Annotated in this window: 25 protein-coding genes; 23 read left to right on the forward strand and 2 right to left on the reverse strand. The window is 73.5% G+C overall.

Annotation, left to right across the window (positions count from 1 at the left end; all coding sequences use genetic code 11):
* Positions 1 to 8 precede the first annotated feature (8 nt).
* The 9 genes from ACIGXJ_RS29075 to ACIGXJ_RS29115 all read left to right on the forward strand — a co-directional run bounded on the left by ACIGXJ_RS29075 (position 9) and on the right by ACIGXJ_RS29115 (position 11,885).
* Positions 9 to 2,387: an MFS transporter gene (locus tag ACIGXJ_RS29075; protein WP_399651343.1), complete on the forward strand. Its 2,379-nt coding sequence runs from the start codon at positions 9 to 11 to the stop codon at positions 2,385 to 2,387.
* 185 nt (positions 2,388 to 2,572) lie between these two features.
* On the forward strand, positions 2,573 to 5,011 hold the full coding sequence (locus ACIGXJ_RS29080) for a SpoIIE family protein phosphatase (RefSeq protein ID WP_399651346.1): 2,439 nt from the start codon (positions 2,573 to 2,575) through the stop codon (positions 5,009 to 5,011).
* Between the two features lie 101 nt (positions 5,012 to 5,112).
* Positions 5,113 to 5,838, forward strand: coding sequence for a class I SAM-dependent methyltransferase (locus ACIGXJ_RS29085; RefSeq protein WP_399651349.1), 726 nt, complete (start codon positions 5,113 to 5,115; stop codon positions 5,836 to 5,838).
* Positions 5,839 to 5,946: 108 nt separating this feature from the next.
* Complete coding sequence (locus ACIGXJ_RS29090; protein WP_399651351.1) at positions 5,947 to 6,780, forward strand: M55 family metallopeptidase; 834 nt, start codon at positions 5,947 to 5,949, stop codon at positions 6,778 to 6,780.
* Complete coding sequence (locus ACIGXJ_RS29095; protein ID WP_399651353.1) at positions 6,773 to 8,077, forward strand: M20/M25/M40 family metallo-hydrolase; 1,305 nt, start codon at positions 6,773 to 6,775, stop codon at positions 8,075 to 8,077. Before ACIGXJ_RS29090 ends, ACIGXJ_RS29095 begins: the two co-directional genes overlap by 8 nt.
* Before the next feature lie 17 nt (positions 8,078 to 8,094).
* On the forward strand, positions 8,095 to 10,032 hold the full coding sequence (locus ACIGXJ_RS29100; RefSeq protein ID WP_399651356.1) for a prolyl oligopeptidase family serine peptidase: 1,938 nt from the start codon (positions 8,095 to 8,097) through the stop codon (positions 10,030 to 10,032).
* Entirely contained in the window at positions 10,029 to 10,958 is a 930-nt protein-coding gene (locus tag ACIGXJ_RS29105) for an LD-carboxypeptidase (RefSeq protein WP_399651358.1), read from the forward strand. The genes ACIGXJ_RS29100 and ACIGXJ_RS29105 overlap by 4 nt, the downstream gene beginning before the upstream one ends.
* A 103-nt stretch (positions 10,959 to 11,061) precedes the next feature.
* Positions 11,062 to 11,313 (forward strand): DUF1049 domain-containing protein, encoded by a 252-nt coding sequence (locus tag ACIGXJ_RS29110; protein ID WP_399651362.1) that lies wholly within the window; start codon positions 11,062 to 11,064, stop codon positions 11,311 to 11,313.
* Positions 11,314 to 11,333: 20 nt separating this feature from the next.
* Positions 11,334 to 11,885 carry a GNAT family N-acetyltransferase gene (locus ACIGXJ_RS29115; protein WP_399651364.1) on the forward strand — a complete coding sequence of 184 codons (552 nt, stop codon included), beginning with the start codon at positions 11,334 to 11,336 and terminating at the stop codon, positions 11,883 to 11,885.
* On the opposite strand, the gene ACIGXJ_RS29120 is transcribed toward ACIGXJ_RS29115, so the two are convergent.
* The gene (locus tag ACIGXJ_RS29120; RefSeq protein WP_399651366.1) at positions 11,857 to 12,204 is read right to left on the reverse strand and encodes a DUF6204 family protein; all 348 of its coding nucleotides are present in this window, start codon (positions 12,202 to 12,204) and stop codon (positions 11,857 to 11,859) included. The two genes, ACIGXJ_RS29115 and ACIGXJ_RS29120, sit on opposite strands and share 29 nt — an antisense overlap.
* 352 nt (positions 12,205 to 12,556) lie before the next feature.
* Between ACIGXJ_RS29120 and ACIGXJ_RS29125 the strand changes: the two genes are divergently transcribed.
* Positions 12,557 to 13,114, forward strand: coding sequence for a phage holin family protein (locus ACIGXJ_RS29125; RefSeq protein WP_399651369.1), 558 nt, complete (start codon positions 12,557 to 12,559; stop codon positions 13,112 to 13,114).
* Positions 13,115 to 13,120: 6 nt separating this feature from the next.
* A complete protein-coding gene (locus ACIGXJ_RS29130) occupies positions 13,121 to 14,146 on the forward strand; it encodes an SDR family oxidoreductase (RefSeq protein ID WP_399651371.1) in 1,026 nt (341 codons plus the stop codon).
* A 10-nt stretch (positions 14,147 to 14,156) separates the two neighbouring features.
* Here the strand turns inward: ACIGXJ_RS29130 and ACIGXJ_RS29135 are convergent, their stop codons facing one another.
* Positions 14,157 to 15,113, reverse strand: a complete 957-nt coding sequence (locus tag ACIGXJ_RS29135; protein WP_399651373.1) for an LLM class F420-dependent oxidoreductase — start codon at positions 15,111 to 15,113, stop codon at positions 14,157 to 14,159.
* 158 nt (positions 15,114 to 15,271) lie between these two features.
* Between ACIGXJ_RS29135 and ACIGXJ_RS29140 the strand changes: the two genes are divergently transcribed.
* The 12 genes from ACIGXJ_RS29140 (at position 15,272) to ACIGXJ_RS29195 (ending at position 24,827) form a co-directional block, all read left to right on the forward strand.
* The gene (locus tag ACIGXJ_RS29140) at positions 15,272 to 16,786 is read left to right on the forward strand and encodes an NAD(P)/FAD-dependent oxidoreductase (protein ID WP_399651375.1); all 1,515 of its coding nucleotides are present in this window, start codon (positions 15,272 to 15,274) and stop codon (positions 16,784 to 16,786) included.
* Positions 16,783 to 18,630 carry a transketolase gene (locus tag ACIGXJ_RS29145; protein WP_399651378.1) on the forward strand — a complete coding sequence of 616 codons (1,848 nt, stop codon included), beginning with the start codon at positions 16,783 to 16,785 and terminating at the stop codon, positions 18,628 to 18,630. Before ACIGXJ_RS29140 ends, ACIGXJ_RS29145 begins: the two co-directional genes overlap by 4 nt.
* On the forward strand, positions 18,627 to 19,553 hold the full coding sequence (ligD, locus tag ACIGXJ_RS29150) for a non-homologous end-joining DNA ligase (protein WP_399651381.1): 927 nt from the start codon (positions 18,627 to 18,629) through the stop codon (positions 19,551 to 19,553). The genes ACIGXJ_RS29145 and ligD overlap by 4 nt, the downstream gene beginning before the upstream one ends.
* A 69-nt stretch (positions 19,554 to 19,622) precedes the next feature.
* Positions 19,623 to 19,940 carry a gas vesicle protein gene (locus ACIGXJ_RS29155; RefSeq protein ID WP_399651384.1) on the forward strand — a complete coding sequence of 106 codons (318 nt, stop codon included), beginning with the start codon at positions 19,623 to 19,625 and terminating at the stop codon, positions 19,938 to 19,940.
* 67 nt (positions 19,941 to 20,007) lie between these two features.
* Entirely contained in the window at positions 20,008 to 20,433 is a 426-nt protein-coding gene (locus tag ACIGXJ_RS29160) for a gas vesicle structural protein GvpA (protein ID WP_399651387.1), read from the forward strand.
* Positions 20,430 to 21,200, forward strand: a complete 771-nt coding sequence (locus ACIGXJ_RS29165; RefSeq protein ID WP_399651390.1) for a GvpL/GvpF family gas vesicle protein — start codon at positions 20,430 to 20,432, stop codon at positions 21,198 to 21,200. The genes ACIGXJ_RS29160 and ACIGXJ_RS29165 overlap by 4 nt, the downstream gene beginning before the upstream one ends.
* A gap of 3 nt (positions 21,201 to 21,203) precedes the next feature.
* The gene (locus ACIGXJ_RS29170; RefSeq protein WP_399651393.1) at positions 21,204 to 21,452 is read left to right on the forward strand and encodes a gas vesicle protein GvpG; all 249 of its coding nucleotides are present in this window, start codon (positions 21,204 to 21,206) and stop codon (positions 21,450 to 21,452) included.
* Positions 21,453 to 21,465: 13 nt separating this feature from the next.
* Complete coding sequence (locus tag ACIGXJ_RS29175) at positions 21,466 to 22,119, forward strand: DNA primase (protein ID WP_399651396.1); 654 nt, start codon at positions 21,466 to 21,468, stop codon at positions 22,117 to 22,119.
* Positions 22,116 to 23,405, forward strand: a complete 1,290-nt coding sequence (locus tag ACIGXJ_RS29180; RefSeq protein ID WP_399651399.1) for an SRPBCC family protein — start codon at positions 22,116 to 22,118, stop codon at positions 23,403 to 23,405. Before ACIGXJ_RS29175 ends, ACIGXJ_RS29180 begins: the two co-directional genes overlap by 4 nt.
* The gene (locus ACIGXJ_RS29185; protein WP_399651402.1) at positions 23,402 to 23,728 is read left to right on the forward strand and encodes a gas vesicle protein; all 327 of its coding nucleotides are present in this window, start codon (positions 23,402 to 23,404) and stop codon (positions 23,726 to 23,728) included. The genes ACIGXJ_RS29180 and ACIGXJ_RS29185 overlap by 4 nt, the downstream gene beginning before the upstream one ends.
* On the forward strand, positions 23,725 to 24,642 hold the full coding sequence (locus ACIGXJ_RS29190; RefSeq protein WP_399651405.1) for a GvpL/GvpF family gas vesicle protein: 918 nt from the start codon (positions 23,725 to 23,727) through the stop codon (positions 24,640 to 24,642). Before ACIGXJ_RS29185 ends, ACIGXJ_RS29190 begins: the two co-directional genes overlap by 4 nt.
* A complete protein-coding gene (locus ACIGXJ_RS29195; RefSeq protein WP_399651408.1) occupies positions 24,639 to 24,827 on the forward strand; it encodes a gas vesicle protein in 189 nt (62 codons plus the stop codon). Before ACIGXJ_RS29190 ends, ACIGXJ_RS29195 begins: the two co-directional genes overlap by 4 nt.
* Positions 24,828 to 24,840: the final 13 nt, after the last annotated feature.

Below are 24,840 nucleotides of genomic sequence, written 5' to 3' on the forward strand. Positions count from 1 at the left end.
AGCGCTGCATGGGCGGGATCACTCTGGAGCGGACGGAAACGGTCGAGACCCCGTCCGGCCCACCCGGCCCGCCGGTCCCGCCGCCGGCCGCCGACGCCGGCGAACTCAGCCCCCGGCGCGTGCGGTTGGTCTTCCTCGGCCTGATGCTGGCGCTGCTGCTCGCCGCGCTGGAGCAGATGATCGTCGCCACGGCCCTGCCGAAGATCGTCGGTGAACTGCACGGCCTGGACCGGATGTCCTGGGCGATCACCGCCTATCTGCTCACCGCCACCGTCGGACTGCCGGTCTACGGCAAGCTCGGCGACCTCCTCGGCCGCAAGGGCGTCTTCCAGTTCGCCATCGCCGTCTTCGTCGTCGGCTCCGCGCTCGCCGGACGCGCGCAGACCATGGACCAGCTGATCGCCTTCCGCGCGGTGCAGGGCGTCGGCGCGGGCGGGCTCATGATCGGCGTCCAGGCGATCATCGCGGACATCGTGCCGCCCCGGCGGCGCGGCCGGTTCATGGGCCTGATCGGCGCCGCGTTCGGACTCGCCTCCGTGGCGGGCCCCCTCCTCGGCGGCTACTTCACCGACCATCTCTCCTGGCGCTGGTGCTTCTACGTCAACGTCCCCTTCGGCCTGGTCACCATGGCCGTCGTCGCCGTCGTGCTGAAGCTGCCCAAGCCGCACGCGCGGCCCCGATTCGACGTCCTCGGCGCGCTGTTGCTCGCCGCCGCCTCCACCTGCCTGATTCTGCTGACCAGTTGGGGCGGCACCGAGTACGCCTGGGACTCCCGCGTGATCCTCGGCCTCGCCGCCGGGGCGCTCGCCGCGACGGTGCTCTTCCTCGTCGCGGAGCGCTACGCCGCCGAACCCCTCATCCCGCTCAGGCTGTTCCGCGACTCCGTCTTCAACGTCACCGGCCTCGTCGGGCTCGTCGTCGGCGTCGCCCTGTTCGGCGCGGCCAGCTATCTGCCGACGTTCCTGCAGATGGTCGACGGGGCCAGCGCCACCGAGTCCGGGCTGCTGATGCTGCCGATGATGGGCGGCATCGTCGGCGCCTCCGTCGTCTGCGGCCAGCTCGTCAGCCACACCGGCCGCTACCGGCTCTGGCCCGTCCTCGGCAGCGCCCTGTCCGTCCTCGGCATGTGGCTGCTGTCCCGGCTGGAGGCGGACACGCCCCGGCTGCACTACAGCATCTGGATGGCCGTCCTCGGCGCGGGCATCGGCATGGTGATGCCCGTCCTGATCCTCGCCGTGCAGAACTCGGTGCGCCCGGCCGACCTCGGGACGGCCACCAGCGCGAACACCTACTTCCGCCAGATCGGCGGCAGCGTCGGGGCCGCGGTCTTCGGCACGCTCTTCGCCGACCGGCTCGCCGACGCCCTGCGCCGGGAACTGCCCTCGGGCGGCGGGCTGCCCGACCCGGAGTCCGTCACCCCGCAGGCGGTCCACTCCCTGCCCCCGGCGCTGCGCGACGCCTACATCCAGGCCTACGCCGACGCCATGCCGCGGATCTTCCTCTACCTCGTGCCGGTGCTCGTCCTCGGCCTGCTCATCGCCTTCTTCCTCAAGGAGAGACCCCTGGTGTCCCACCACGCCACCGAGACCTCGCCGACGACCGTTCCCCAGGCACGGACGCCCCTCGCCGCCGGCATCCCCGTCTGCGGGACCGTGCAGCACCCGGACGGCACCGTCGTGCCCCGCGCCGCGCTCACCCTCGTCGACGTGGCCGGACAGCAGATCGGCCGCGGCGCGAGCGGCGAGGACGGCCGGTACGCGCTGTCGACGCCCGGACAGGGCTCGTACGTCCTCATCGCCGCGGCCGGCGGACACCAGCCGCAGGCCGTCTCGGTGACGGTCGGGGAGCGCCCCGTGGAGCTCGACGTCGTCCTCGGCGGCGCGGGCCGCCTCGCGGGCACCGTCGTCACCGCCGACGGCAGCACCGTGCGGGACGCCACCGTCACCCTCACCAACGTCCACGGCGAGGTCGTCGCCAGCACCCGCAGCGGCCGCGAGGGCGGGTACGTCATCAGCGAGCTGGTCGCCGGCGAGTACACCCTCGCCGCCAGCGCCCCCGCCTTCCGCCCGGCCGCGCTGCCCGTCACCGTCCAGGCCGCCCGGGAGACCCGCCAGGACATCGAACTCGCGGGCGGAGCCGTGCTGCGGGGCACCGTGCGGGCCGGCGGCGGACGCCCCGTCGAGGACGCGCGCGTCACCCTCCTCGACGCCGCGGGCAACGTCGTCGACACCCTCACCACCGGCCCCGACGGCACCTTCCGCTTCGTCGACCTGTCCTCCGGCGAGTACACCGTGATCGCGTCCGGCTACCCGCCGGTCGCCACCGTCCTGCAGGTGGCGGGCGGCGGCCGCACGGAACGGGACCTCCAGCTGGGGCACGAGGACTGACCGCGCCCCGCGGGAGAGCGGGGGCGTCGCCGGTGCGCCCGGACGGCCTTCCCTCCGGGCGCGGGCGTGCGCCGGGGCGCGCCCTGGAGACCAATTCCCTCATTGCCGCACATCCCGCGGGGGCGGCGCCGTACCGTGGTGCGGGGACAGATCTTGTGGAGGCGTGCGGAGAGAGGGCTTGGGCCATGGACCGTGGCACCGACCGGGAAGCACCTCCCAGCCGGCCGGCCGGGCCCGGCGTGGAGGCTGGGCCCGCGGCCGGGCGCGTGCAGCTGGCCGTGATAGTCGTCGACCGCACCGGCCTGGTCTCGCACTGGAGCAGCGGCGCCCGACGCCTGTTCGGCACCCCCAAGGAGGGGGCCATCGGCCGGCCCGCCACCGATCTGCTGCCGGTCTCCGGCGCCCTGCCCGAACCCGAGCCGTACGACTACGACGGCCTCGGCCCCGACCTGGGCTCCTCGCTGGACGGCGGCCTCGACTACCCCGCCGCGGGCAGCGCCCGCCTCGACGTGCCCGAGGGCCACCGCGCCGACGTGCTGTGGTGGGCCTACCCGCTGGTCGGCCCCGGCCCCGAGCGGCTTCTCGTCCTCGCCGCCGACGCGGCCGGACTGCGGGCCGAGGACGACACCGACGGCGCGGTCCAGCGCATCGCGCCCGCCTTCGCCCTGCACACCGACTTCCCCGGCGCCGAGGACCTCGCCCGCGGGCTGCCCGAGATCCTGCCCAGCATGAGCGTCGAGGAGAGCGCCCGCATCGTCGCGCAGGTCCTCGAACTGGGCTATCCCGTGCTGGAGTTCAGCCAGAACGACCGGGTGCCCGTCACCCCCGACTGGGGCGTGCCCCGGCGCGCCGAGCGCAAGGCCCGCCGTGAACGCCTGGCACGCGCCGTCGCCGCGGGCGAGCCGCTGCCCGCCGTACTCACCGAGGACGACCGCGAGGACCTGGAGTACGCCGCCGTACGGGAGCGGCTGGAGTTCCTCAACGAGGTCAGCGGCCGGATCGGCACCTCCCTCGACCTGTCCCGCACCATCGTCGAGGTCAGCAAGGCGGTCGTACCGCGCTTCACCGACGTCGCCGGGACCTATCTGCGCGAACAGGTCGTCGCCGGCGAGGGGTTCCCCGAGGGCGTGCCCGACACCACCACCCTGTGGCACCGGGTGGCCGTCGAGCACACCGACGAACCCGGCCGCTGGGACGACGTCGTGCCGGTCGGCGAGGCCATGCCGTTCCCCGCGCACACCCCGTTCTTCCAGTGCATGACGACCGGCGAGCCCGTCCTGGTGCCGCGCATCAGCGAGCAGATGGGCCACGCCATCGCCTCGCAGTTCGAGAAGCGCGACATCCGGCCGCTGATCACCGGCCGGTCCATGCTGGTCGTCCCGCTCAAGGCCCGCAACGTCGTCCTCGGCTTCATGATCCTGCTGCGCCACCCCGAGCGCGCCGAGTTCAACGACATGGACCGGGTCACCGGCGCGGAACTCGCCGCCCGCGCGGGCCTGGTGCTCGACAACGCGCGCATGTACACCTACCAGGAGGCGGTCGCCGAGACCCTCCAGGACAGCATGCTGCCGCACATCCCGGCGCGCATGGCGGGCTGCGACATCGCCACCCGCTATCTGCCCGGCACCCTGCTCGGCCGGGTCGGCGGCGACTGGTTCGACTCGGTGAAGCTGCCCGGCGCGCGCACCGCGCTCGTCGTCGGCGACGTGATGGGACACGGCCTCAACTCGGCCGCGATGATGGGCCAGTTGCGCACCGCCGTGCAGACCATGGCCGCCCTCGACCTGCCGCCCGCCCAGCTGCTGCGCAACCTCGACGACCTCGCCCAGCGCCTCGGCGACACCTACCTCGCGACCTGCCTGTACGCGGTGTACGACCCGATCGCGAGCGAGCTGGTGATCGCCAACGCCGGACACATCCCGCCGGTGATCGTCCGCGCCGAGGACGGCCGCAGCGAGCTGCTCGACCTGCCCACGGGCGCGCCCATCGGCGTCGGCGGGGTGCCCTTCGAGGCCGTACGCGTGCGCGTGGAGCCCGGCGACCGGCTGGTGATGTGCACCGACGGGCTGGTCGAGATGCGCGGCGAGGACATCGGCGTGGGACTCGCCACGCTGTGCGAGTCGGCCGCGCACCCTGCCGCGTCCATGGACGACGCCTGCGACACGATCATCCGGGCCCTCAACACCCGCGGCGGCCGCAAGGACGACGTGGCCCTGCTGATGGCCCGCCTCAACGGCATCGAGCCCGACGACGTCGCCGAGTGGCGCCTCGGACTCGACCCCGCCGAGGTGCCCCGGGCCCGCGCCGTGGTGCGCGAGCAGCTGCACGACTGGGGGCTCGCCAAGCTGGCGGACAGCGCCGAGCTGCTGGTCAGCGAGCTGGTCACCAACGCCGTACGGCACTCCCGCAACAGGCCCGTCGAACTGCGGCTGGTGCGCGGGGACACGCTGCTGTGCGAGGTGGACGACGACGACCACGAACTGCCGACCCTGCGCAGCGCCGGACCCGACGACGAGACCGGACGCGGACTGCGAGTGGTCTCCACGCTCGCCCGGGAGTGGGGCACCAGCCGCACGAGCGCGGGCAAGACGGTGTGGTTCGAGCTCACTCTGCCCCGGCGCTGAAAGCCGGTCGCGTCACGCGCTTGTCGGCGCGACCCGGGCGGGGTAGACCGTACTCGCCCGTCGAACGCGACGGATCGGCGCTGCACCGTGGGGAGTTGGGCATGAGCGTGACGAGTCGGTACCGGCAGGCCTGGGAGGGTTTCTGGCGGGAGGCGTCCGACGAACCCGGGTCCGTCTTCTGGGACGCCGAACCGCCCCTGACCGCCGCCGTGCACCTCGGCCTGTTCGAGCCCCTGCTGGCCGACCCGGCCCTGCCGCTGATCGACCTCGGCTGCGGCAACGGCACCCAGACCCGCTTCTTCGCCGGCCGCTTCCCGCACGTCATAGGCGTCGACCTGGCCGCCGCCGCGGTGGAGCACGCCCGGCGGGCCGACCCGGCAGGACAGGCCGCCTACCGGCAGCTCGACGCCACCGACAAGACCGAGGCCGAGACCCTGCACGCCGAACTCGGCGACGCCAACGTCTATATGCGGGGCGTCCTGCACCAGTGCGAGCCCGACGACCGCCGGCCCCTGGCCGACGCCCTCGCCACGCTCGTCGGCGCGCGCGGCCGCGCCTTCCTCGTCGAGCCGTCCGAGGCCGCCGGGGCGGTCCTGCGGGGCCTCGCCCAGAGCCCCGAGGGGCCGCCCGCCAAGCTCGCCCCGGTCTTCCGGCACGGCATCGCGCCCGGTGAGGTCAGCGACGCCGCGGTCACCGGCCATCTGACCGCGGCCGGCCTGACCGTCCTGGAGGCCGGCGAGCTGCCGCTCACCACCACCGAGCACACGGCCGACGGCACCCGCATCCGGATCCCGTCGACCTGGCTGGTGGTGGGGCGTGCGGTGTGAGGCGGTGTGAGGCCGGCGGGACGTAAGCGACGCACGGTGGGGAACCGGTCAGGTCGGGTGAAACCGCGTCCTGGCCCGTTCCCGCTTCTCCGCGTAACGTGACGCACCATGAAGATCCTGATCAGCGCCGACATGGAGGGCGCCACCGGTGTGACCTGGCCCGCCGACGTGCTGCCGGGGACACCGCAGTGGGAGCGGTGCCGGTCGATGTTCACCTCGGACGTGAACGCGGCGGTGCTCGGCTTCTACGACGGCGGCGCCGACGAGGTCCTCGTCAACGAGGCGCACTGGACCATGCGCAACCTCCTGCTGGAGCAGCTGGACGAGCGCGCCCAGATGCTGACCGGCCGGCACAAGGCACTGTCGATGGTGGAGGGCGTCCAGCACGGCGACGTCGACGGGATCGCGTTCATCGGCTACCACGCGGGCGCCGGCATGGAGGGCGTCCTCGCCCACACCTACCTCGCCAACCAGATCACCGGCGTCTGGCTGGACGACGTACGCGCCAGCGAGGGCCTGCTGAACGCCCATGTCGTCGCCGAGTACGGCGTGCCGGTCGTGCTGGTCACCGGCGACGACGTGGCCTGCGAGGACGCGCTCGGCTACGCGCCCGAGGCGCTGAAGGTCGCCGTGAAGGACCATGTGTCGCGCTACGCGGCGGTCTGCCGTACGCCCGCCCGCACCGCCGCCGACATCCGGGCCGCGGCGAAGGAGGCGGCCGCGCTCGCCGTGCGGCACGAGCCGGTCACCGCCGGACCGCACACCATCGCCCTGGAGTTCGACGCCGAGCATCTCGCGATGGCCGCGACCGTCGTGCCGGGGGTGGCGCGGATCGGGGAGCGCAAGGTCGCCTACACCAGCGACACCATGTTCGAGGGGATCCGCACCTTCAAGGCGGTCACCACCATCGTCTCGGCCGCAGTGGAGGAGCAGTATGGCTGACGAGCAGGCACTGGACGAGGTCGTGAGGTTCACCTCCGACCTCATCCGCATCGACACCACCAACCGGGGCGGCGGGGACTGCCAGGAGCGGCCCGCCGCCGAGTACGCGGCCGCCGCTCTCGCCGGGGCGGGCCTGGAGCCGGTGCTGCTGGAGCGCACCAAGGGCCGCACCAACGTGGTGGCCCGGCTCGCGGGCACCGACCCGACCGCGGACGCGCTGCTCGTGCACGGTCACCTGGACGTCGTGCCCGCCGAGCCCGCCGACTGGAGCGTGCACCCGTTCTCCGGGGAGATCCGCGACGGGGTCGTCTGGGGCCGCGGCGCGGTCGACATGAAGAACATGGACGCGATGATCCTCGCCGTCGTACGGTCCTGGGCCCGCGAGGGCGTACGGCCCCGCCGGGACGTGGTGATCGCGTTCACCGCCGACGAGGAGGCCAGCGCCGAGGACGGCTCGGGCTTCCTCGCCGACCGGCACCCGCATCTCTTCGAGGGCTGCACCGAGGGCGTCAGCGAGTCCGGCGCGTTCACCTTCCACGACGGCGCCGGACGGCAGATCTACCCCATCGCCGCCGGTGAGCGCGGCACGGGCTGGATGAAGCTGACCGCGCGCGGCCGGGCCGGGCACGGCTCCAAGGTCAACCGGGAGAACGCGGTGACCCGCCTCGCCGCAGCCGTCGCCCGCATCGGCGCGCACGAGTGGCCGCTGCGCCTCACCCCGACCGTGCGGGCCGCCCTCACCGAACTCGCCGCGCTCTACGGCATCGACACCGACCTCCGCGATGTCGACAGGCTGCTGGAGAAGCTGGGCCCGGCGGCCAAGCTGGTCGAGGCGACCGTGCGCAACAGCGCCAACCCGACCATGCTGGAGGCCGGTTACAAGGTCAACGTCATCCCCGGCGAGGCCGCCGCCTATGTCGACGGGCGTTTCCTCGCCGGACACGAGGACGAGTTCCGGGCCACCCTGGACGAGCTGACCGGGCCCGACGTGGACTGGGAGTTCCACCACCGGGAGGTCGCCCTGCAGGCGCCCGTCGACTCGCCGACCTTCCTGCGGATGCGGCAGGCCGTCGAGGAGTTCGCGCCCGAGGGACACACCGTGCCGTACTGCATGTCGGGCGGCACGGACGCCAAGCAGTTCTCGCGCCTGGGCATCACCGGCTACGGCTTCGCGCCGCTGAAGCTGCCGGAGGGCTTCGACTACCAGGCGCTGTTCCACGGGGTCGACGAGCGGGTCCCGGTCGAGGCGCTGCACTTCGGTGTCCGCGTCCTGGACCGCTTCCTGCGGACCGCCTGAGCGAAGTGGGGGACGACGTGCAGACACTCGCCTACGGTTCCTGGCCCTCGCCCATCGACGCGGCCCTCGCCGCCGCCCACGACGGCCACCCCGAGTACGTCGGCTTCGTCGGCGACGAGGCCTGGTGGACCGAGCCCCGCCCCACCGAGGGCGGCCGCCGCACCCTGGTACGCCGGCACGCCGACGGCCGCGAGGAGCCGGTGCTGCCCGCGCCGTGGAACGTGCGCAGCCGGGTCATCGAGTACGGCGGACAGCCCTGGGCCGGCGCCGAGGTGGACGGCCGCCCGCTGGTGGTGTTCGTGCACTTCGCCGACCAGCGCCTGTACCGGTGGGAGCCCGGCGCCGAGCCGGTCGCGCTCACCCCGGCCGGCGAGACCGGCGGGGGACTGCGCTGGGCCGACCTCGTGGTGCTGCCCGAGCGCGGCGAAGTGTGGTGCGTGCGGGAGGAGTTCACCGGCGAGGGGCCCTCCGACGTGCGCCGGGTGCCGGCCGCCGTGGCGCTGGACGGGTCCGGTGCCGTACGTGAACTCGCGCCGGAGCGGCACCGGTTCGTGACCGGGCCGAAGCTGTCGCCCGACGGACGGCGGGCCTGCTGGATCGGCTGGGACCACCCGAACATGCCCTGGGACGGCACCGAACTGCTCCTCGCCGACGTGAGCCCCGACGGCACCCTCGGCACGCCCGAGGTGGTCGCCGGCGGCCCCGAGGAGTCCGTCTGCCAGGCCGACTTCGCCGCCGACGGCGCGCTGCTGTACGCCTCCGACCGCACCGGCTGGTGGAACCTCTACCGCGACGGCAAGGCCCTGTGCCCCCGCGAGGAGGAGTTCGGCGGGCCGCTGTGGAAGGTCGGCCAGCGCTGGTTCGCGCCGCTGCCGAGCGGCCTGATCGCCGTCGTGCACGGACGCGGCGCCACCGCGCTCGGCATCCTCGACCCGGAGACCGGCGAGGTCGTCGACGCGGCCGGGCCCTGGACCGAGTTCGGGCCCACCCTCGCCGTGCACGGCGAACGCGTCGTCGCGGTGGGCGCCAGCCCGCGCACCGCGTACGAGGTCGTCGAGCTGGACACCCGCACCGGACGCGCCCGGGTGATCGGCGCCCCGCACGAGGACGCCGTCGACCCGGCGTACTACCCCGAGCCGCAGATCCGCACCTTCACCGGGCCGGACGGCCGGGAGATCCACGCCCACGTCTACCCGCCGCACAACCCGCTGTGCACGGCCCCCGACGCCGAGCTGCCGCCGTACGTCGTGTGGGCGCACGGCGGCCCCACCGGGCGCTCCCCGCTGGTGCTCGACCTGGAGATCGCCTACTTCACCTCGCGCGGCATCGGCGTCGCCGAGGTCGACTACGGCGGCTCGGCCGGGTACGGGCGGGAGTACCGCAACCGGCTGCGCGAGCAGTGGGGCGTCGTCGACGTCGAGGACTGCGCCGCCGTCGCGCTGGCCCTCGCCGAGGAAGGCACCGCCGACCGGGCCCGGCTCGGCATCCGGGGCGGCAGCGCGGGCGGCTGGACCGCGGCCGCGTCCCTCGCCGGGACCGACGTGTACGCGTGCGCCACGATCATCTACCCCGTCCTCGACCTGGCCGGCTGGGCGTCGGGGGAGACCCACGACTTCGAGTCGCGCTACCTGGAGACCCTCGTCGGCCCGTACGCCGAGGTGCCCGCCCGGTACGCCGAGCGCTCGCCCGTCGAGCACGCCGAGCGGATCACCGCCCCCTTCCTGCTGCTCCAGGGCCTGGACGACGTGATCTGCCCGCCCGCCCAGTGCGAGCGGCTGCTGTCCCGGATGGAGGGCCGGCGGGTGCCGCACGCGTACATCGCCTTCGAGGGCGAGGGGCACGGGTTCCGGCGCGCCGACACCATGGTGCGCGCCCTGGAGGCCGAACTGTCCCTGTACGCCCAGGTCTTCGGCATCGACCTGCGCGGGGTGCCGCGGCTGGAGCTGGCCAAGTGAGAGAACTTCAGCGCCCTCCCCGGCTCGCGCCCGGCGCCCGCGTCGCCGTCGTCGCGCCGAGCGGGCCCGTGCCCGAGGAGCGGCTCCAGGCGGGCCTCGACGTGCTGCGCGGCTGGGACCTCGACCCGGTCGTGGCGCCCCATGTCCTGGACCGGCACCCCGGGTTCCCCTACCTCGCGGGCACCGACGCCGACCGGGCCGCCGACCTCCAGGCCGCCTGGTGCGACCCGGCGGTCGACGCCGTGCTGTGCGCCCGCGGCGGCTACGGAGTGCAGCGCATGGTCGACCTGCTGGACTGGGAGGCCATGCGGGCGGCCGGGCCGAAGGTGTTCGTCGGGTTCAGCGACATCACCGCCCTGCACGAGGCGTTCGCCGTCCGGCTCGGTCTGGTCACACTGCACGGGCCCATGGCGGCGGGCGTCGACTTCATCAAGAACGCCCACGCCCAGGACCACCTGCGGGCCACCCTGTTCGCGCCGGAGACCGTCACCACCCTCACCGCCCCCGGCAGCAGGGCCATGGTGCCGGGCCGCGCCCGCGGGGTGCTGCTCGGCGGCTGTCTGAGCCTGCTCGCCGCCGACCTCGGCACCCCGCACGCGCGCCCCTCCGCCGCGGGCGGGCTGCTGTGCCTGGAGGACGTCGGGGAGGACACGTACCGCCTCGACCGCTACCTCACCCAACTCCTGCGCGCGGGCTGGCTGGACGGGGTGAGCGGGGTGCTGCTCGGCTCCTGGGAGAGCTGCGAGCCCTACGCGGAGAGACTGCGGCCGATGCTCGTCGACCGGCTCGGCCCGCTGGGCGTGCCGGTCGTGGAGGAGTTCGGGTTCGGGCACGGCGAGGGGGCGTCGACCATCCCCTTCGGGGTGGCGGCCGAACTGGACGCGGAGGCGGGCACGTTGACGCTCGACAAGCCGGCAGTGCGCTGAGTCCCGGGGCCGCCGCGGGCGACGACGCGTCCTTCGCCGGACGAAGGAGTGCGCGTGACGCGCTCACCGTGCGTGACAGGTGCAGTGGGCGCACCCTGGTGGTATGGGTACCAAGACCTCCGAGCGTGTCGAGAAGAAGGTCAAGGGCGGCGGACTGCGCGAGTGGATGACCCCGGCCCGGTACGTCGTCCTGGCCCTCGCCGTCCTCGCCCTGATCTTCATCTTCCAGAACAACGACAGCACCGAGATCCGGCTGCTGATCCCCGTCGTGACCATGCCGCTGTGGGTGGCGCTGCTCGCCACCGGGGTCATCGGCGTGCTGGTCGGGGCCTATTTCATGAGGCGAAGGAGGTGACTCCCGCATAGGCTGACCCGATGCCGCACACTGCATCCCTCTACCTCGCCGAGGGCCCCCGCGTGGGCATACGTCACTTCACCCTGGCCGACGGCGACGAGTTCACCGCCCGAGCCCGGGAGAGCAAGGACCTCCACCACCCCTGGCTGTTCCCGCCCGACACCGCCGAGGACTACGCCGCCTACGCCGGCCGGCTGATCGAGGACCCGGCCCGGGCCGGCTTCCTGGTGTGCGAGAAGGGCGACGGGGCCATCGCCGGGTTCATCAACATCAACAACATCGTCCACGGCGCCTTCCAGTGCGGCGCCCTCGGCTACGGCGCCTTCGCGCACGCCGCCGGACGCGGTCTGATGCGCGAGGGCCTCGACCTCGTCGTCGGCCACGCCTTCGGGCCGCTGCGGCTGCACCGCCTGGAGATCAACGTCCAGCCCGGCAACACCGCCTCCATCGCCCTCGCCCGCTCCTGCGGCTTCCGGCTGGAGGGCTTCTCCCCGGACATGCTGTTCATCGACGGGGCCTGGCGGGACCACGAGCGCTGGGCGCTCACCGCCGAGATGCGGACTTCCGGTTGATCTTCATGGTGTCGAGGTCGGTGACGGTCGACCGCAGCGGGCCCCAACCGTAGCCGAGGCCCCCGAGCACCGTCTCCGCCCGGTCCTCCGCGATCGCCGCGGCCATCTCCTCGCCGTCCGCCGCGTCCGCCACCACCACGAACCGCATCGAGAAGTGCTTCAGCGGCGACGGCTCGTACGTCAGCGTGCCCTCCTCGGTGAACCGCATGCTCGCCAGCCCGTGGTCCGCCGCCTCGGCGACCAGCCGCGCCCGCGCCTCCTCGGTGAGCCCGTCCCAGGTCCCCCGGACGATCACCCGGTAGGTGTGCCGCTCGCCCACGTCCCACTCCCCGATACGTCGCCGTACGTCACATCGAAAGAGCCGACTGTACGCCGCCGCCGTGAGGCCCCGCCGGGAATAACGGACGCCCACCGCCGACCAGGGGCGCGGGGAACGGCGCGATCGACCACGGAACCGGCAGCCGGGGACGACCCGAGCCGACGACGGCGGTAGGGGGCGCGGGGAACTGCGCGATCAACCACGGACCACCCGCAGCCGGCGACGGCGCGAGCCGAGGGGCGTCAAAGGGCGCGGGGAACGGCGCGATCAGCCAGGGACCACCCGCAGACGTGCCACCGGCCCCCGCGGGCACACCCCGTTACGCCCCCGGAACCCCGGGTACCCGGACCGCATGGAGCGCTTGGATCATCTGGAGCATCTGGACAAGGCACTGGTCGACGAACTCGCGCAGGTGGCGAGGGAGACCGTGCGGGACGAGCTGCGCCGGCAGACGCGGGAGCAGCGGCGCAAGGCGATGTTCTACGGCGCGTCCGGGGCCCTCGCCCTCTACGCGGGCGCCGCGCTGGCGCTCACCGTAGGGCTGGCCCTGGCCGAGGGGCTGCCCGACTGGGCCGCCGCGCTGATCACCGCGGTGATCCTCGCCGCGGCGGCCTACGCGCTGCGCGCCGCCGCGAAGCCCTCGGCGTCCCGGCCGACACCCGAGCGGATGAGGGACGACGCCGCGGCCCGCGGTGAGCGCGAGCACGTGCACGGCGGCACCGCCCCGCTGGGCCCGCCCGGCGGGCTCGCCGGACCGGGCGGCTACCCGCCGGTCCCGCCCGTCGCGCCCGGCGGCGCGGGCGCGGCCACCGGGGCACCCGGAGCGGGCACGCCGGCACCCGGCACGAGCGACGGCGCCGCCCCGCGGCCGGACGACATCGACCCCGAGACCCCGCACCACAGGGCGTGAGTACCGGTGCGCGGGCGGGGCAGGACGGTCGTCGTCACGGGTGCCAGCGGCGGAGTCGGCCGGGCCGCGGCGGTGGCCTTCGCCGCCCGCGGCGACCGGGTCGCGCTGCTGGCCCGCGGCCGTGAGGGCCTCGCCGGCGCAGCCGACGAGGTGCAGCGCGCCGGGGGCGAGGCGCTGGTGGTCGGCGTCGACATGGCCGACGCCAAGGCCGTCGAGGACGCCGCCCAGCAGGTCGCCGACGCCTTCGGCGGCATCGACGTATGGGTCAACAACGCCTTCACGGGCGTCTTCGCGCCCTTCACCGAGATCACACCCGACGAGTTCCGCCGGGTCACCGAAGTGACGTACCTGGGCTATGTGTTCGGCACCCGGGCGGCGCTGCGGCACATGCTGCCCCGGGACCGCGGCACCATCGTGCAGGTGGGCTCCGCGCTCGCCTACCGGGGTGTGCCGCTGCAGTCGGCGTACTGCGGCGCCAAGCACGCCATCCAGGGGTTCAACGAGTCGCTGCGCTGCGAGCTGCTGCGGGACGGCAGCCGGGTGCGTACGACGATGGTGCAGCTCCCGGCCGTGAACACCCCGCAGTTCGACTGGGTGCTCAGTCGGATGCCGGGCCGCCCCCGGCCGGTCGCGCCCGTCTACCAGCCCGAGGTGGCGGCACGCGCGATCGTGCACGCCGCCGCGCACCCACGGCGGCGCGAGTACTGGACCGGCGCACCCACCGCGGCCGCGCTGTTCGCCAACGCGGTCATGCCGGGACTGCTGGACCGGTACCTGGCCCGCACCGCGTACGACAGCCAGCAGGAGCGGCAGCCCGGGCAGCGGCCCGAGGGCGCGGGGAACCTGTGGACCCCGGCCGACGGGCCGCACGGGCACGACCACGGGGCGCACGGCCGCTTCGACGCCGAGTCGCGCGACGGCGACCCCCAGGAGTGGCTCTCCCGCAACCGGACTCGGCTGGGCGCCGGGCTCCTCGCGGCGGGCGCGCTGGGTGCCGTGGCGGCCAGGCGGCTGGGGGCCGGGCCCCGCTGAGCCGGGCCGGTCAGGAGGGCAGCCGCGGCAGCACCTTCGTACGGTAGAAGTCGAAGAATCCGCGCTGGTCGGGGCCGATCTGGTTGACGTAGACGCGGTCGAAGCCGGCCTCGGCGAAGGCGGTCAGGGCCTCGATGTGGTCGTCGGGGTCGTCCCCGCACACCGTGCCGTCGCGCACCATGTCCTCGGTGATCAGCGGCTCCAGCTGCTCGAAGTGCTTCGGGGAGGGCAGGATCTGGCCCATCTCGCCGGGCAGCAGCTGGTTGGACCACAGCCGGCGCACCGTCCGCACCGCCTCGTCGCGGTCCGGGCCGTAGCAGACCTTCGTCCCGCCGAGGACCGGCTTCGTGCCGCCACCGCCCTCGCGGAACTGCTCCACCAGGTCCGCGTCCGGCATCATCGTGATGTAGCCGTCGCCCACCCGCGCCGCCAGCGAGGTCGCCTTCGGGCCGAAGCCGGAGACGTCGATCGGGACGGGCTCGTCCGGGACCGTGTACAGCCGGGCGTTCTCCACCGTGTAGTGGACGCCGTCGTGGTTGACCTCCTCGCCGGTGAACAGCTCGCGCATGACCTGGACCGCCTCCTCCAGCATCTCCATGCGGACGTGCGCGGGCGGCCAGGCGTCGCCCAGGATGTGCTCGTTGAGCGCCTCGCCGGTGCCGACGCCGAGCCGGAAGCGGCCGTTCGTCATCACCGCGCAGGTCGCGGCGGCCTGCGCCACCACCGCCGGATGCACACGGACCGTCGGACAGGTCACCGCGGTCTCGACGGGCAGCGACACGGCTTCCGAGAGCGCGCCGATCACCGACCAGACGAACGGGCTCTGGCCCTGGGCGTCGTTCCACGGGTGGAAGTGGTCGGAGATCCACAGCGAGGTGAAACCGGCCTGCTCGGCCATCCGCGCCTGCTCCACGAGGTCCGCGGGGCCGAATTCCTCCGAGGCCAGGAAGTAGCCGTACTCGGGCATGGGGGGTACCTCCGCTTGAGGCGGTCGGGACCCGCCCCGAGTACCCGGGCACCCCCGCGGAAACCGGCCCGGTGCGGCCGCACCGGGTTTGGCCGCCCGGGCCGGGGGGACGCGGAAGACCTCGTACGAGCACATACGCCACCGCCGGAGGCGAGATCGTGAGCCGACCCCGCATCGTGATCGTCGGCGCCGGGTTCGCCGGGTACCGCACGGCACGCACGCTGTCGGGGCCGGCCCGGCAGCAGGCCGACGTCACCCTGCTGAACCCGACTGACTACTTCCTGTATCTGCCGCTGCTGCCGCAGGTGGCCGCCGGAATCCTGGAGCCGCGCCGCGTCACGGTGTCCCTGTCCGGCACGCTGCCCCGGGTGCGGCTGGTCCTCGGCCAGGCCGACGGCATCGACCTCGACGCGCGGACCGTGCACTACACGGACCCCGAGGGCGGCGGCGGAACCCTTCCCTACGACCGGCTGGTGCTGGCCGCCGGCAGCGTCAACAAGCTGCTGCCCGTCCCGGGCGTCGCCGAGCACGCGCACGGCTTCCGCGGCCTGCCCGAGGCCCTCTACCTGCGCGACCACGTGACCCGCCAGGTCGAGCTGGCCGCCTCCGCCGACGACCCCGCGCGCTGCCGGGCCCGCTGCACCTTCGTCGTCGTCGGCGCCGGCTACACCGGCACAGAGGTCGCCGCGCACGGGCAGCTGTTCACCGACGCGCAGGTGCGCAGACACCCCCTGCGCTCGGGTCTGCGGCCGCGCTGGATGCTGCTGGACGTCGCCGACCGGGTGCTGCCCGAACTGGACCAGCGGCTCTCGCGCACCGCCGACCAGGTGCTGCGCAGGCGGGGCGTCGACGTGCGCATGGGCACGTCCGTGAAGGAGGCCACGCCCGACGGAGTGCTGCTCACCGACGGGGAGTTCGTCGAGACCCGCACCCTCGTGTGGTGCGTCGGCGTGCGGCCCGACCCGCTCGCCGAGTCGCTCGGACTGCCCCTGGAGCGCGGCCGGCTGCTGGTCGACCCGCAGCTGCGGGTGCCCGGCAGGCCCGAGGTGTTCGCCTGCGGCGACGCGGCCGCCGTACCCGACCTGGACCGGCCCGGGCAGTACACGCCGATGACCGCGCAGCACGCCTGGCGGCAGGGCAAGGTCTGCGGCCGCAACGTCGCCGCCTCCCTCGGCCGGGGCGAGTTCGCCGCGTACCGGCACCGCGAGCTGGGCTTCGCCGTCGACCTGGGCGGGGTGCAGGCCGCCGCCGACCCGTTCGGGCTGCCGCTGTCCGGGCCACTCGCCGGACTGGTCACCCGCGGCTACCATCTCGCCGCCATGCCCGGCAACCGCGTCCGGGTCGCCGCCGACTGGCTGCTCGACGCCGTACTGCCCCGCCAGGCCGTGCAGTTGGGCCTCGTCCGCTCCTGGTCGGTCCCGCTGGACACGGCCGCACCCGAACTCGCCCGGGTGGCCGGAGGACCCGCTCCGCGGGCGGCGGCAGGAGCCGCGGCCGGCACCCGGCACACCGAACCACCCGGTCCCGTACGCCGCGAGGACCTCATGGACGAGGCCCCCGAGAAGCCCGGGAAGCCCGGCGGGACCGGCAGGTCACGCCCCCTCGGGCAGCTCCCGGTACCCGGTGACGAGGAACCCGACAAGCCCGACGAACCCGAGCAAGGAGCGCGATGAACTCCCGCGAATTCGCCGACCTCGCCCGACAGTTGCGTGTGGACAGCGTGCGCGCCTCCGCCGCGGCGGGCAGTGGGCACCCGACGTCGTCGATGTCCGCCGCCGACCTGATGGCCGTGCTGCTGGCGGGCCATCTGCGCTACGACTTCGAACGCCCCACCCACCCGGCCAACGACCGCTTCGTCCTGTCCAAGGGCCACGCCTCCCCGCTGATGTACGCGGCGGCCAAGGCGGCCGGCGCCATCGACGACGAGGAACTGCTCACCTTCCGCAAGCAGGGCAGCCGCCTCGAAGGCCACCCGACCCCGCGCAAGCTGCCCTGGGTGGAGACCGCCACCGGCTCGCTCGGCCAGGGCCTGCCCGTCGCCGTCGGCATCGCGCTGGCCGGCAAGCGCCTGGACCGCACCGGATACCGGGTGTGGGTGCTGTGCGGCGACAGCGAACTCGCCGAGGGCTCGGTGTGGGAGGCCGCCGAGCACGCCTCCTTCGAGCACCTGGACAACCTCACCGCGATCGTCGACGTCAACCGCCTCGGCCAGCGCGGCCCCACCCGCCACGGCCACGACCTGGACGCCTACGCCCGCCGCTTCCAGGCCTTCGGCTGGCACACCGTGGAGATCGACGGCCATGACGTCGACGCCATCGACCGCGCCTACGGGGAGGCCCTGTCCACCCTGGGCCAGCCCACCGTCATCCTGGCCCGCACCCTCAAGGGCAAGGGCGTCGAGGACGTCCAGGACCGCGAGGGCCTGCACGGCAAGCCGCTGCCCGACGCCGAGCAGGCGGTCGCCGAGCTCGGCGGCACCTCCGACCTGATCGTCCAGGTGGCCGAGCCGCCCGCCGCGCGCGCCCTGCACGCCGTGCACACCGGGCCCTACGAGCCGCCTAGCTGGCCGATGGGCGAGAAGGTGCCCACGCGTGACGCGTACGGCAAGGCGCTCGCCGCGCTCGGCAGCGGACGCGGGGACGTCGTGGCCCTGGACGGCGAGGTCGGTGACTCCACCCGCGCCGAGTTCTTCGCCAAGGAACACCCCGACCGGTTCTTCGAGTGCTACATCGCCGAGCAGCAGATGGTCGCCGCCGCGGTCGGGCTCGCCTCCCGCGGCTGGGTGCCGTACGCCTCCTCCTTCGCCGCCTTCCTCACCCGCGCCTACGATTTCGTGCGCATGGCCTCCATCAGCGGCGCCGGCATCAACCTGGTCGGCTCGCACGCGGGTGTCTCCATCGGCCAGGACGGGCCCTCGCAGATGGGCCTGGAGGACCTGGCGATGTTCCGGGCCGTGCACGACTCGACCGTGCTCTACCCCTGCGACGCCAACCAGACCGCCCGCCTCGTCGCGACCATGGCCCGGCTGGACGGCATCCGCTATCTGCGCACCTCGCGCGGCGCGATGCCGGTGATCTACGGCCCCGACGACGAGTTCCCGATCGGCGGCTCCAAGGTACTGCGCTCCTCCACGCGCGACCGGGTCACACTGGTCGCCGCGGGCGTGACCGTGCACGAGGCGCTCGCCGCCGCCGACATCCTGGCGCACGAGGACATCGCCGTCCGCGTGATCGACCTGTACTCGGTCAAGCCCGTCGACCGGTTCACCCTGCGGCAGGCCGCCGAGGACACCGGCTGCCTGGTCACCGTCGAGGACCACCACCCCGAGGGCGGCCTCGGCGACGCCGTCGTCGACGCCTTCCTCGACGGGCGCCCGATGCCCCGCCTGGTGCGGCTCGCGGTGCGCACCATGCCCGGCTCGGCCACCCCCGAGGAGCAGCTGCACGCCGCCGGCATCGACGCCGAATCCGTCGCGGCAGGCGTACGGCTGCTGGTGGAGCAGGCGATCGTGCCGTGAGCGGCGACGACGTACGACGTATCCGGGCCGGGCGGCACACGGTGGAGCTGCACCGGCCAGGCAAGGCGCTGTTCCCGGGGGACGGCGACGGCAAGGAGTACACCAAGGGCCACCTCGCCGACTACCACCGCGCGGTCGCCCCGTTCATGCTGCCCCATCTGCGCGGCCGCCCGCTGATGCTGGAGCGCCGGCCGGACGGCGTCGACGGGCCCGGCTTCATGCAGAAGAACACCCCCGTGAACTACCCGGACTGGATCACCCGGTACGAGGTGCGCAAGGAGGGCGGCACGGTCTGTCACACCGTCTGCGACGACACCGCCACCCTGCTCTACCTCACCGACCAGGCCTGCCTCACCCTGCACCGCTGGCTGTCCCGCACCGGCGCGGTCGACCGGCCCGACCGGATGGTGTTCGACCTGGACCCGGCCGGGGACGACTTCGAGCAGGTGCGGGAGGCGGCCGGGCTGCTCGGCGAGGTCCTCGACCAACTCCGGCTGCCCTCGGCGCCGATGACCACCGGATCGCGCGGACTGCACATCGTGGTGCCGCTGAGCGGCCGTCACGACTTCGACGAGGTCCGGGAGTTCGCCCATGACGTCGCCGAGCTGCTCGCCGCGGCCCACCCCGGCCGGCTGACCACCGCCGCCCGCAAGAAGGACCGCGGCGACCGCCTCTATCTCGACATCCAGCGCAACGCCTACGCCCAGACCGCGGTCGTGCCCTTCACCGTCCGCGCCCTGCCCGGCGCGCCCGTCGCCACCCCCGTCACCTGGGAGCAGCTCGCCGATCCGGCCCTCACCGCCCGTCGTTGGAGCATCGCGAACGCCGTCGGACAGGCCCGGACGAACCCCTGGTCGGGTGTCATGGACCGGGCCAGGTCCCTCGGTCCGGCGCGGCGCAGGCTCGACGCGCTGCGCGGCTGAACTCCGGCCGTTTCCGAAGGTGCCGGGTTTGGCCACGGCTTGACGGGCCACTCGCTCTCAGAGGCGCCAATGACTGAGAAGAAGACAGCAGAGAAGACCGGTGGGGCGGACGAGCGTCCGCCCCTGATGGAAGTGATACGCACGGCCGGTGCGCAGTTCGCCGAGCTGACCGGCATGACCGCCGAGGGGGTGTCGTCGGTGGAACAGACCGCGGACGGCTGGACCCTTGAGGTCGAAGTCCTCGAACTGGCCCGCGTACCCGACACGATGAGCTTGCTGGCGAGCTACCGGGTCGACCTCGACCCCCAGGGCGGAGTCACCGGCTACCGACGCGTACGCCGCTACGAGCGGGGACGGTCCGACGGACAGCGGTCCGGCGGCCGTTAGCGCCGCTCCGCCCTCACCGTGCGGCCATCGCCAGAGCGATCAACGACAGCAAGGAGGCACCACCGGCATGACCGTCGTCCCGGCACAACAGACCGGAGGATCGGGAGGCAGCAGTGGCCTCTACGACGTGCTGGAACTCGTACTGGACAGGGGGCTCGTCATCGACGCCTTCGTGCGGGTCTCCCTGGTCGGCATCGAAATTCTGAAGATCGACGTCCGTGTCGTCGTGGCCAGCGTCGACACGTATCTGCGGTTCGCCGAGGCGTGCAACCGCCTCGACCTCGAGTCCGGACCTAACAAGAGCCCGGGGCTGCCCGAGGTGGTCGGCGAGATCACCGAGTCGGGGGCCCGCGGCAAGTCCAAGGGGGCCCTGTCCGGCGCCGCCCAGACCATCTCCGACGCGTTCAAGCAGGCCCGCGACGAGGGCCAGGAGACCGAGAGCAAGCCGCGCGCCCGCCGCACCACCACCCGCCGGAAGGAGGAGCAGGAGTGAGCACCTACGTCTACGGCATCGTCGGGAGCGACCACCCGCCGCTGCCCGAGGGCCTCAAGGGTGTCGGCGACCCGCCCGGCCCGGTGCGGCTGCTGCCCGCCGGCGAGCTGGCGGCGGTCGTCGGCGAGGCCCCGGAGGGGCTGCGGCCCAAGCGCCGTGACCTCATCGCGCACCAGGCGGTGCTGGGAGAGGCGGGGGCCGAGGGCTGTGTGCTGCCGATGCGGTTCGGCAGCGTCGCCCCCGACGACGACACGGTGACCGGGGTGCTCACCGAACGCGCCGACCACTACCGCGAGCGGCTCCAGGCCCTCGACGGCCGGGTCGAGTACAACGTCAAGGCCTCCCACGACGAGGAGGCCGTACTGCACAAGGTGATGTCCGCCGATGCCGAGATCCGCGCCCTCGCGGAGGCCAACCGCAGGTCAGGCGGCGGCAGCTACGAGGACAAGCTGCGGCTCGGCGAGATGGTCGCGGGGGCCGTGCGCGCCCAGGAGGCCGAGGACGCCGCCCGCGTCCAGGAGCTGCTGCGCTCCGCCGCCGAGGCGACCAGCACGGGGCCCGAGTCCAGCGGCTGGCTGGTCAACGTCTCGTTCCTGGTGCACCGGGACGCGGCCGCCAAGTTCCTGGAGGCCGTCGAGGAGGCCCGCGGCACGCTTCCGCACCTGGAGCTGCGCGTCAACGGCCCGCTCCCCCCGTACAGCTTCGTCGACCCCGGGCCGGCCGAGTCCGCGCAGACCGGGATCACCAGCGCGCAGCCGGTGGAGTAGGCCATGGGACTGATCTCCGAGGTGCTGCTGCTGCCGTTCGCCCCGGTGCGCGGCAGCGCCTGGGTGATCGAACAGGTGCTGCACGAGGCCGAGCGGCTCTACTACGACCCCGCGGCCGTCCGGGCCGAGCTGGCCCGGCTGGAGGAGCAACTGGAGGCGGGGGAGATCGACGAGGAGGAGTTCGACCGCAGGGAGGACGAGCTCCTCGACCGGCTGGAGAGAGGCTCGCGCCAGGACGGCGCCGCACAGTGAGGGGACGGACACGATGAACCGAGCGGGACTCGGCCTCGCGATAGGGGCCGGATATCTTCTGGGACGGACCAGGAAACTCAAACTGGCCGTCGCCGTCGGCACGTTCGTGGCGGGCCGCCGGATGAACCTCGGCCCCGGGACGGTCGTGGACCTCGTCTCCCGGCAGCTGCGGGAGAACCCGCAGTTCAAGGAGCTCGGGGACCAGCTGCGCGGTGATCTGCGCGGCGTGGGGAAGGCCGCGTCCTCGGCGATGATCGAGCGGCAGCTCGACGCCCTCGCCGGACGGCTGCACGACCGTACCGCCGAGACCCGCGACCGGCTCGCCGGGGTTCTCCCCGATGGGGAGGAATCCGCTCAGGACGAGGAGGAAGCCCCAGCCGGGGGTACCCGGTCGGACAAGGACCGGGAGCCGGACGCAGCCGAGCCGGAGGAGGACGACGCAGCGCAGGCCAGGGACACCCAGGACGCGGAGGAGACCGCGGAGGAGGACTCATCGTCCGAGGCGTCCGGCAGCAGGTCACGTGCCCGGAAGACCACCGCGCCGGCCAAGAAGGCGGGCGCTCGCAAGACCGCCGCCAAGAAGACGGCCCGGGGAGCCAAGGCGGCCGGATCGGCCGCCAGGACGGCCTCCGGTGCCCGGCGGCCGAAAGGAGGCGGTGACCGATGACCGCCACAGCCCGATCAGCGGCCTCCAAGGCGACCGGCGCCGCAGCCGGCGCCGCGGACGGAAACCCGCTCTCGCAGGTGGCCCACAGCGAGGCCGCAGACCGGCTCAAGGCCGAGGCGCAGGAGTACCTCGCCGCCCAGGCGGAGCGGCTCCTGGCCGGCCTGGGCCGCAAGCTGGGGGAGACCACCGGCAAGCTCAACGACATCGCGGAGGGCAACAGCCCGGGCTTCGCCAAGCTCGCCGTCGACGGCGGCCGCAAGCTCGCCGAGGGCAAGAGCCCGATGCGCGCGGCCCTGGAGGTCGGCGCCAAGCGCGCCAAGGACAGCGTGACCGGCGCGGTCAAGAACGCCCTGGGCGGCAAGAAGGGCCGCAAGGGCAGCGTCGGCCAGAAGCCGACGGTGATCATGGAGTACGTCGACGTCGCGGTGCCGCTGCGCACGGCGTACGACCAGTGGACCCGCTACCAGGACTTCAGCACCTTCGCCAAGGGCGTCAAGAGCGCGCAGCGCGCCGACGACACCACCTCGGACTGGCAGGCCAAGATCTTCTGGTCCAACCGCAGCTGGAAGGCGCACACCCTCGAGCAGCTGCCGGACGACCGCATCGCGTGGTCGTCCGAGGGCGCCAAGGGCACGGTGAAGGGTGTCGTCTCCTTCCGTGAGATCAGTGAGAACCTCACGCGCGTGCTGCTGGTCATCGAGTACTACCCGCAGGGCCTCTTCGAGAAGACCGGCAACATCTGGCGCGCACAGGGCCGCCGGGCCAGGCTCGACCTGAAGCACTACGCCCGCTACGTCACCCTGCGCGGCGAGGCGGACGAGGGCTGGCGCGGCGAGATCCGCGACGGAGAGGTCGTCCGCTCCCATGAGGACGCCATGGAGGCCGAGGAGGCGGAACAGTCGGACGAGGGCGCCGAGGACGCCCGGAACGGCGAGGGCGCCGAGGGCGCCGAGGACCGCGAGGGAGCCGACGAGGAGTACGAGTCCGACGAGGACGGCTACGAGGACGAGGCGGACGACGCCGACGCCGAGGCCGACGAGCGCGACGAACCGCGCGGCGAGCGCGACGACCGCGACGAGGCCGACGAGGCCGCCGAGGACGAGGACGAGGACGAGGACGAGGACGAGTACGACGACGAGGCCGAGGCGGACTACGACGACGAGCCGGAGGACGACTACGAGCCGGAGGACGAGGACGAGCGGGAGGACGACTACGAGGCCGAGGACGAGCCGGAGGAAGAGTCCCCTGAGGAAGAGTCCCAGCCCCGCCGCCGGAGCCGCCGATGAGCACACCGAGCCGACTTCCTCAGACCTACGGCGGTGACGGCGGCTCCAACCTCGCCGACATCCTGGAGCGGGTGCTCGACAAGGGCGTCGTCATCGCCGGCGACATCCGTATCAACCTCCTCGACATCGAGCTGCTCACCATCAAGCTGCGGCTCGTGGTCGCGTCCGTCGACAAGGCCCGTGAGATGGGCATCGACTGGTGGGAGAACGACCCGGCGCTGTCCTCGCGCGCCCGGAGCGGGGAACTCGCGCGGGAGAACGCCGAGTTGCGGGAACGGCTCGCACGACTGGAGAGCGGCGAGCTCCAGGAGGAGGCCTCATGACCGGACTGCGCTACGTCTACGCCGTCTGCCGGCCCTTCGGCTCCGCCCTCCAGTCCCAGCTGACGGGCGTGGCCGGAGTGCCGCCCCGGCAGCTGACCCACCACGGCCTGATCGCCGTCGTGAGCACGGTACCCGAGGCCGACTTCTCCGAGGCGGCGCTGCGCGAGCGGCTGGAGGACCTGGACTGGCTCACCACGACCGCCCGCGCCCACCAGGGCGTGATCGACGCGCTCACGGCCGTCACGACGCCGCTGCCGCTGCGGCTCGGCACCGTCTTCCGTGACGACAGCGGCGTACGCGTGATGATCGAGGAGCACGAGGAGGCGTTCCGGCGCACCCTCGACCGGCTGGAGGGCCGGGTGGAGTGGGGTGTGAAGGTGTACCTGGAGCCCTCCGAGGAGTCCGCGGAGCCGGCGCGGCCCGCCGCACGGCCGGCGAGCGGCCGGGACTATCTGCGGCAGCGGCGTCTGCAGTCGCGCAGTGCCGAGGAGACCTGGCGGCGGGCGGAGGAATTCGCCACGGGGCTGCACCGGACACTGGCCTCCTTCGCGGAGGATTCCCGGCTGCACGCCCCGCAGAATCCGGCGCTCTCCGGGGCCGCGGGGCGGAATGTGCTCAATGCGGCCTATCTCGTGTCCCGGGCCCATTCCGAGGAATTCGTCGAGCTGGTCGACCGCACCAAGGACCAGGCGAGCGGAATGCGGGTGGAACTCACCGGGCCGTGGGCCGCCTATTCGTTCACCGGGGACATGGGATTCACCGGGGAAACCGAGAACAACGAGACCATAAAGAACGCAGAGAACGCCGGGGACGCGGAAAAGGCTCCCGGGGTCACGGCGGGCACGGCGGGCACGGCGGGCACGGCAGGCACGGCAGGCACGGAGGGCACGGAGGACGTGGGGGAGGAGCGGTGACCGTCATCGAACGCCGTGAGGTGGCCCTCGTCGACCTCCTCGACCGGCTGCTGGCGGGCGGGGTCGTCCTGACGGGGGACATCACCCTGCGCATCGCCGATGTCGACCTCGTCCGCATCGACCTGAACGCGCTGATCAGCTCGGTGGGACCGCAGCTGCCGGCACCCTGGGAGGAGAGCGCGTGAGCGTGAGCGAGCC

The sequence above is a fragment of the Streptomyces sp. NPDC053367 genome (assembly GCF_044545925.1).
In the GTDB taxonomy this organism is placed as follows: domain Bacteria; phylum Actinomycetota; class Actinomycetes; order Streptomycetales; family Streptomycetaceae; genus Streptomyces.

Bases quoted from the DNA above. Each gene is read 5' to 3' on its own strand.
- ACIGXJ_RS29075 (WP_399651343.1), top strand. From the start codon at position 9: ATGGGCGGGATCACTCTGGAGCGGACGGAAACGGTCGAGACCCCGTCC.
- ACIGXJ_RS29080 (WP_399651346.1), top strand. From the start codon at position 2,573: ATGGACCGTGGCACCGACCGGGAAGCACCTCCCAGCCGGCCGGCCGGG.
- ACIGXJ_RS29085 (WP_399651349.1), top strand. From the start codon at position 5,113: ATGAGCGTGACGAGTCGGTACCGGCAGGCCTGGGAGGGTTTCTGGCGG.
- ACIGXJ_RS29090 (WP_399651351.1), top strand. From the start codon at position 5,947: ATGAAGATCCTGATCAGCGCCGACATGGAGGGCGCCACCGGTGTGACC.
- ACIGXJ_RS29095 (WP_399651353.1), top strand. From the start codon at position 6,773: ATGGCTGACGAGCAGGCACTGGACGAGGTCGTGAGGTTCACCTCCGAC.
- ACIGXJ_RS29110 (WP_399651362.1), top strand. From the start codon at position 11,062: ATGGGTACCAAGACCTCCGAGCGTGTCGAGAAGAAGGTCAAGGGCGGC.
- ACIGXJ_RS29115 (WP_399651364.1), top strand. From the start codon at position 11,334: ATGCCGCACACTGCATCCCTCTACCTCGCCGAGGGCCCCCGCGTGGGC.
- ACIGXJ_RS29125 (WP_399651369.1), top strand. From the start codon at position 12,557: ATGGAGCGCTTGGATCATCTGGAGCATCTGGACAAGGCACTGGTCGAC.
- ACIGXJ_RS29135 (WP_399651373.1), bottom strand. From the start codon at position 15,113: ATGCCCGAGTACGGCTACTTCCTGGCCTCGGAGGAATTCGGCCCCGCG.
- ACIGXJ_RS29145 (WP_399651378.1), top strand. From the start codon at position 16,783: ATGAACTCCCGCGAATTCGCCGACCTCGCCCGACAGTTGCGTGTGGAC.
- ACIGXJ_RS29155 (WP_399651384.1), top strand. From the start codon at position 19,623: ATGACTGAGAAGAAGACAGCAGAGAAGACCGGTGGGGCGGACGAGCGT.
- ACIGXJ_RS29160 (WP_399651387.1), top strand. From the start codon at position 20,008: ATGACCGTCGTCCCGGCACAACAGACCGGAGGATCGGGAGGCAGCAGT.
- ACIGXJ_RS29170 (WP_399651393.1), top strand. From the start codon at position 21,204: ATGGGACTGATCTCCGAGGTGCTGCTGCTGCCGTTCGCCCCGGTGCGC.
- ACIGXJ_RS29175 (WP_399651396.1), top strand. From the start codon at position 21,466: ATGAACCGAGCGGGACTCGGCCTCGCGATAGGGGCCGGATATCTTCTG.
- ACIGXJ_RS29180 (WP_399651399.1), top strand. From the start codon at position 22,116: ATGACCGCCACAGCCCGATCAGCGGCCTCCAAGGCGACCGGCGCCGCA.
- ACIGXJ_RS29185 (WP_399651402.1), top strand. From the start codon at position 23,402: ATGAGCACACCGAGCCGACTTCCTCAGACCTACGGCGGTGACGGCGGC.
- ACIGXJ_RS29190 (WP_399651405.1), top strand. From the start codon at position 23,725: ATGACCGGACTGCGCTACGTCTACGCCGTCTGCCGGCCCTTCGGCTCC.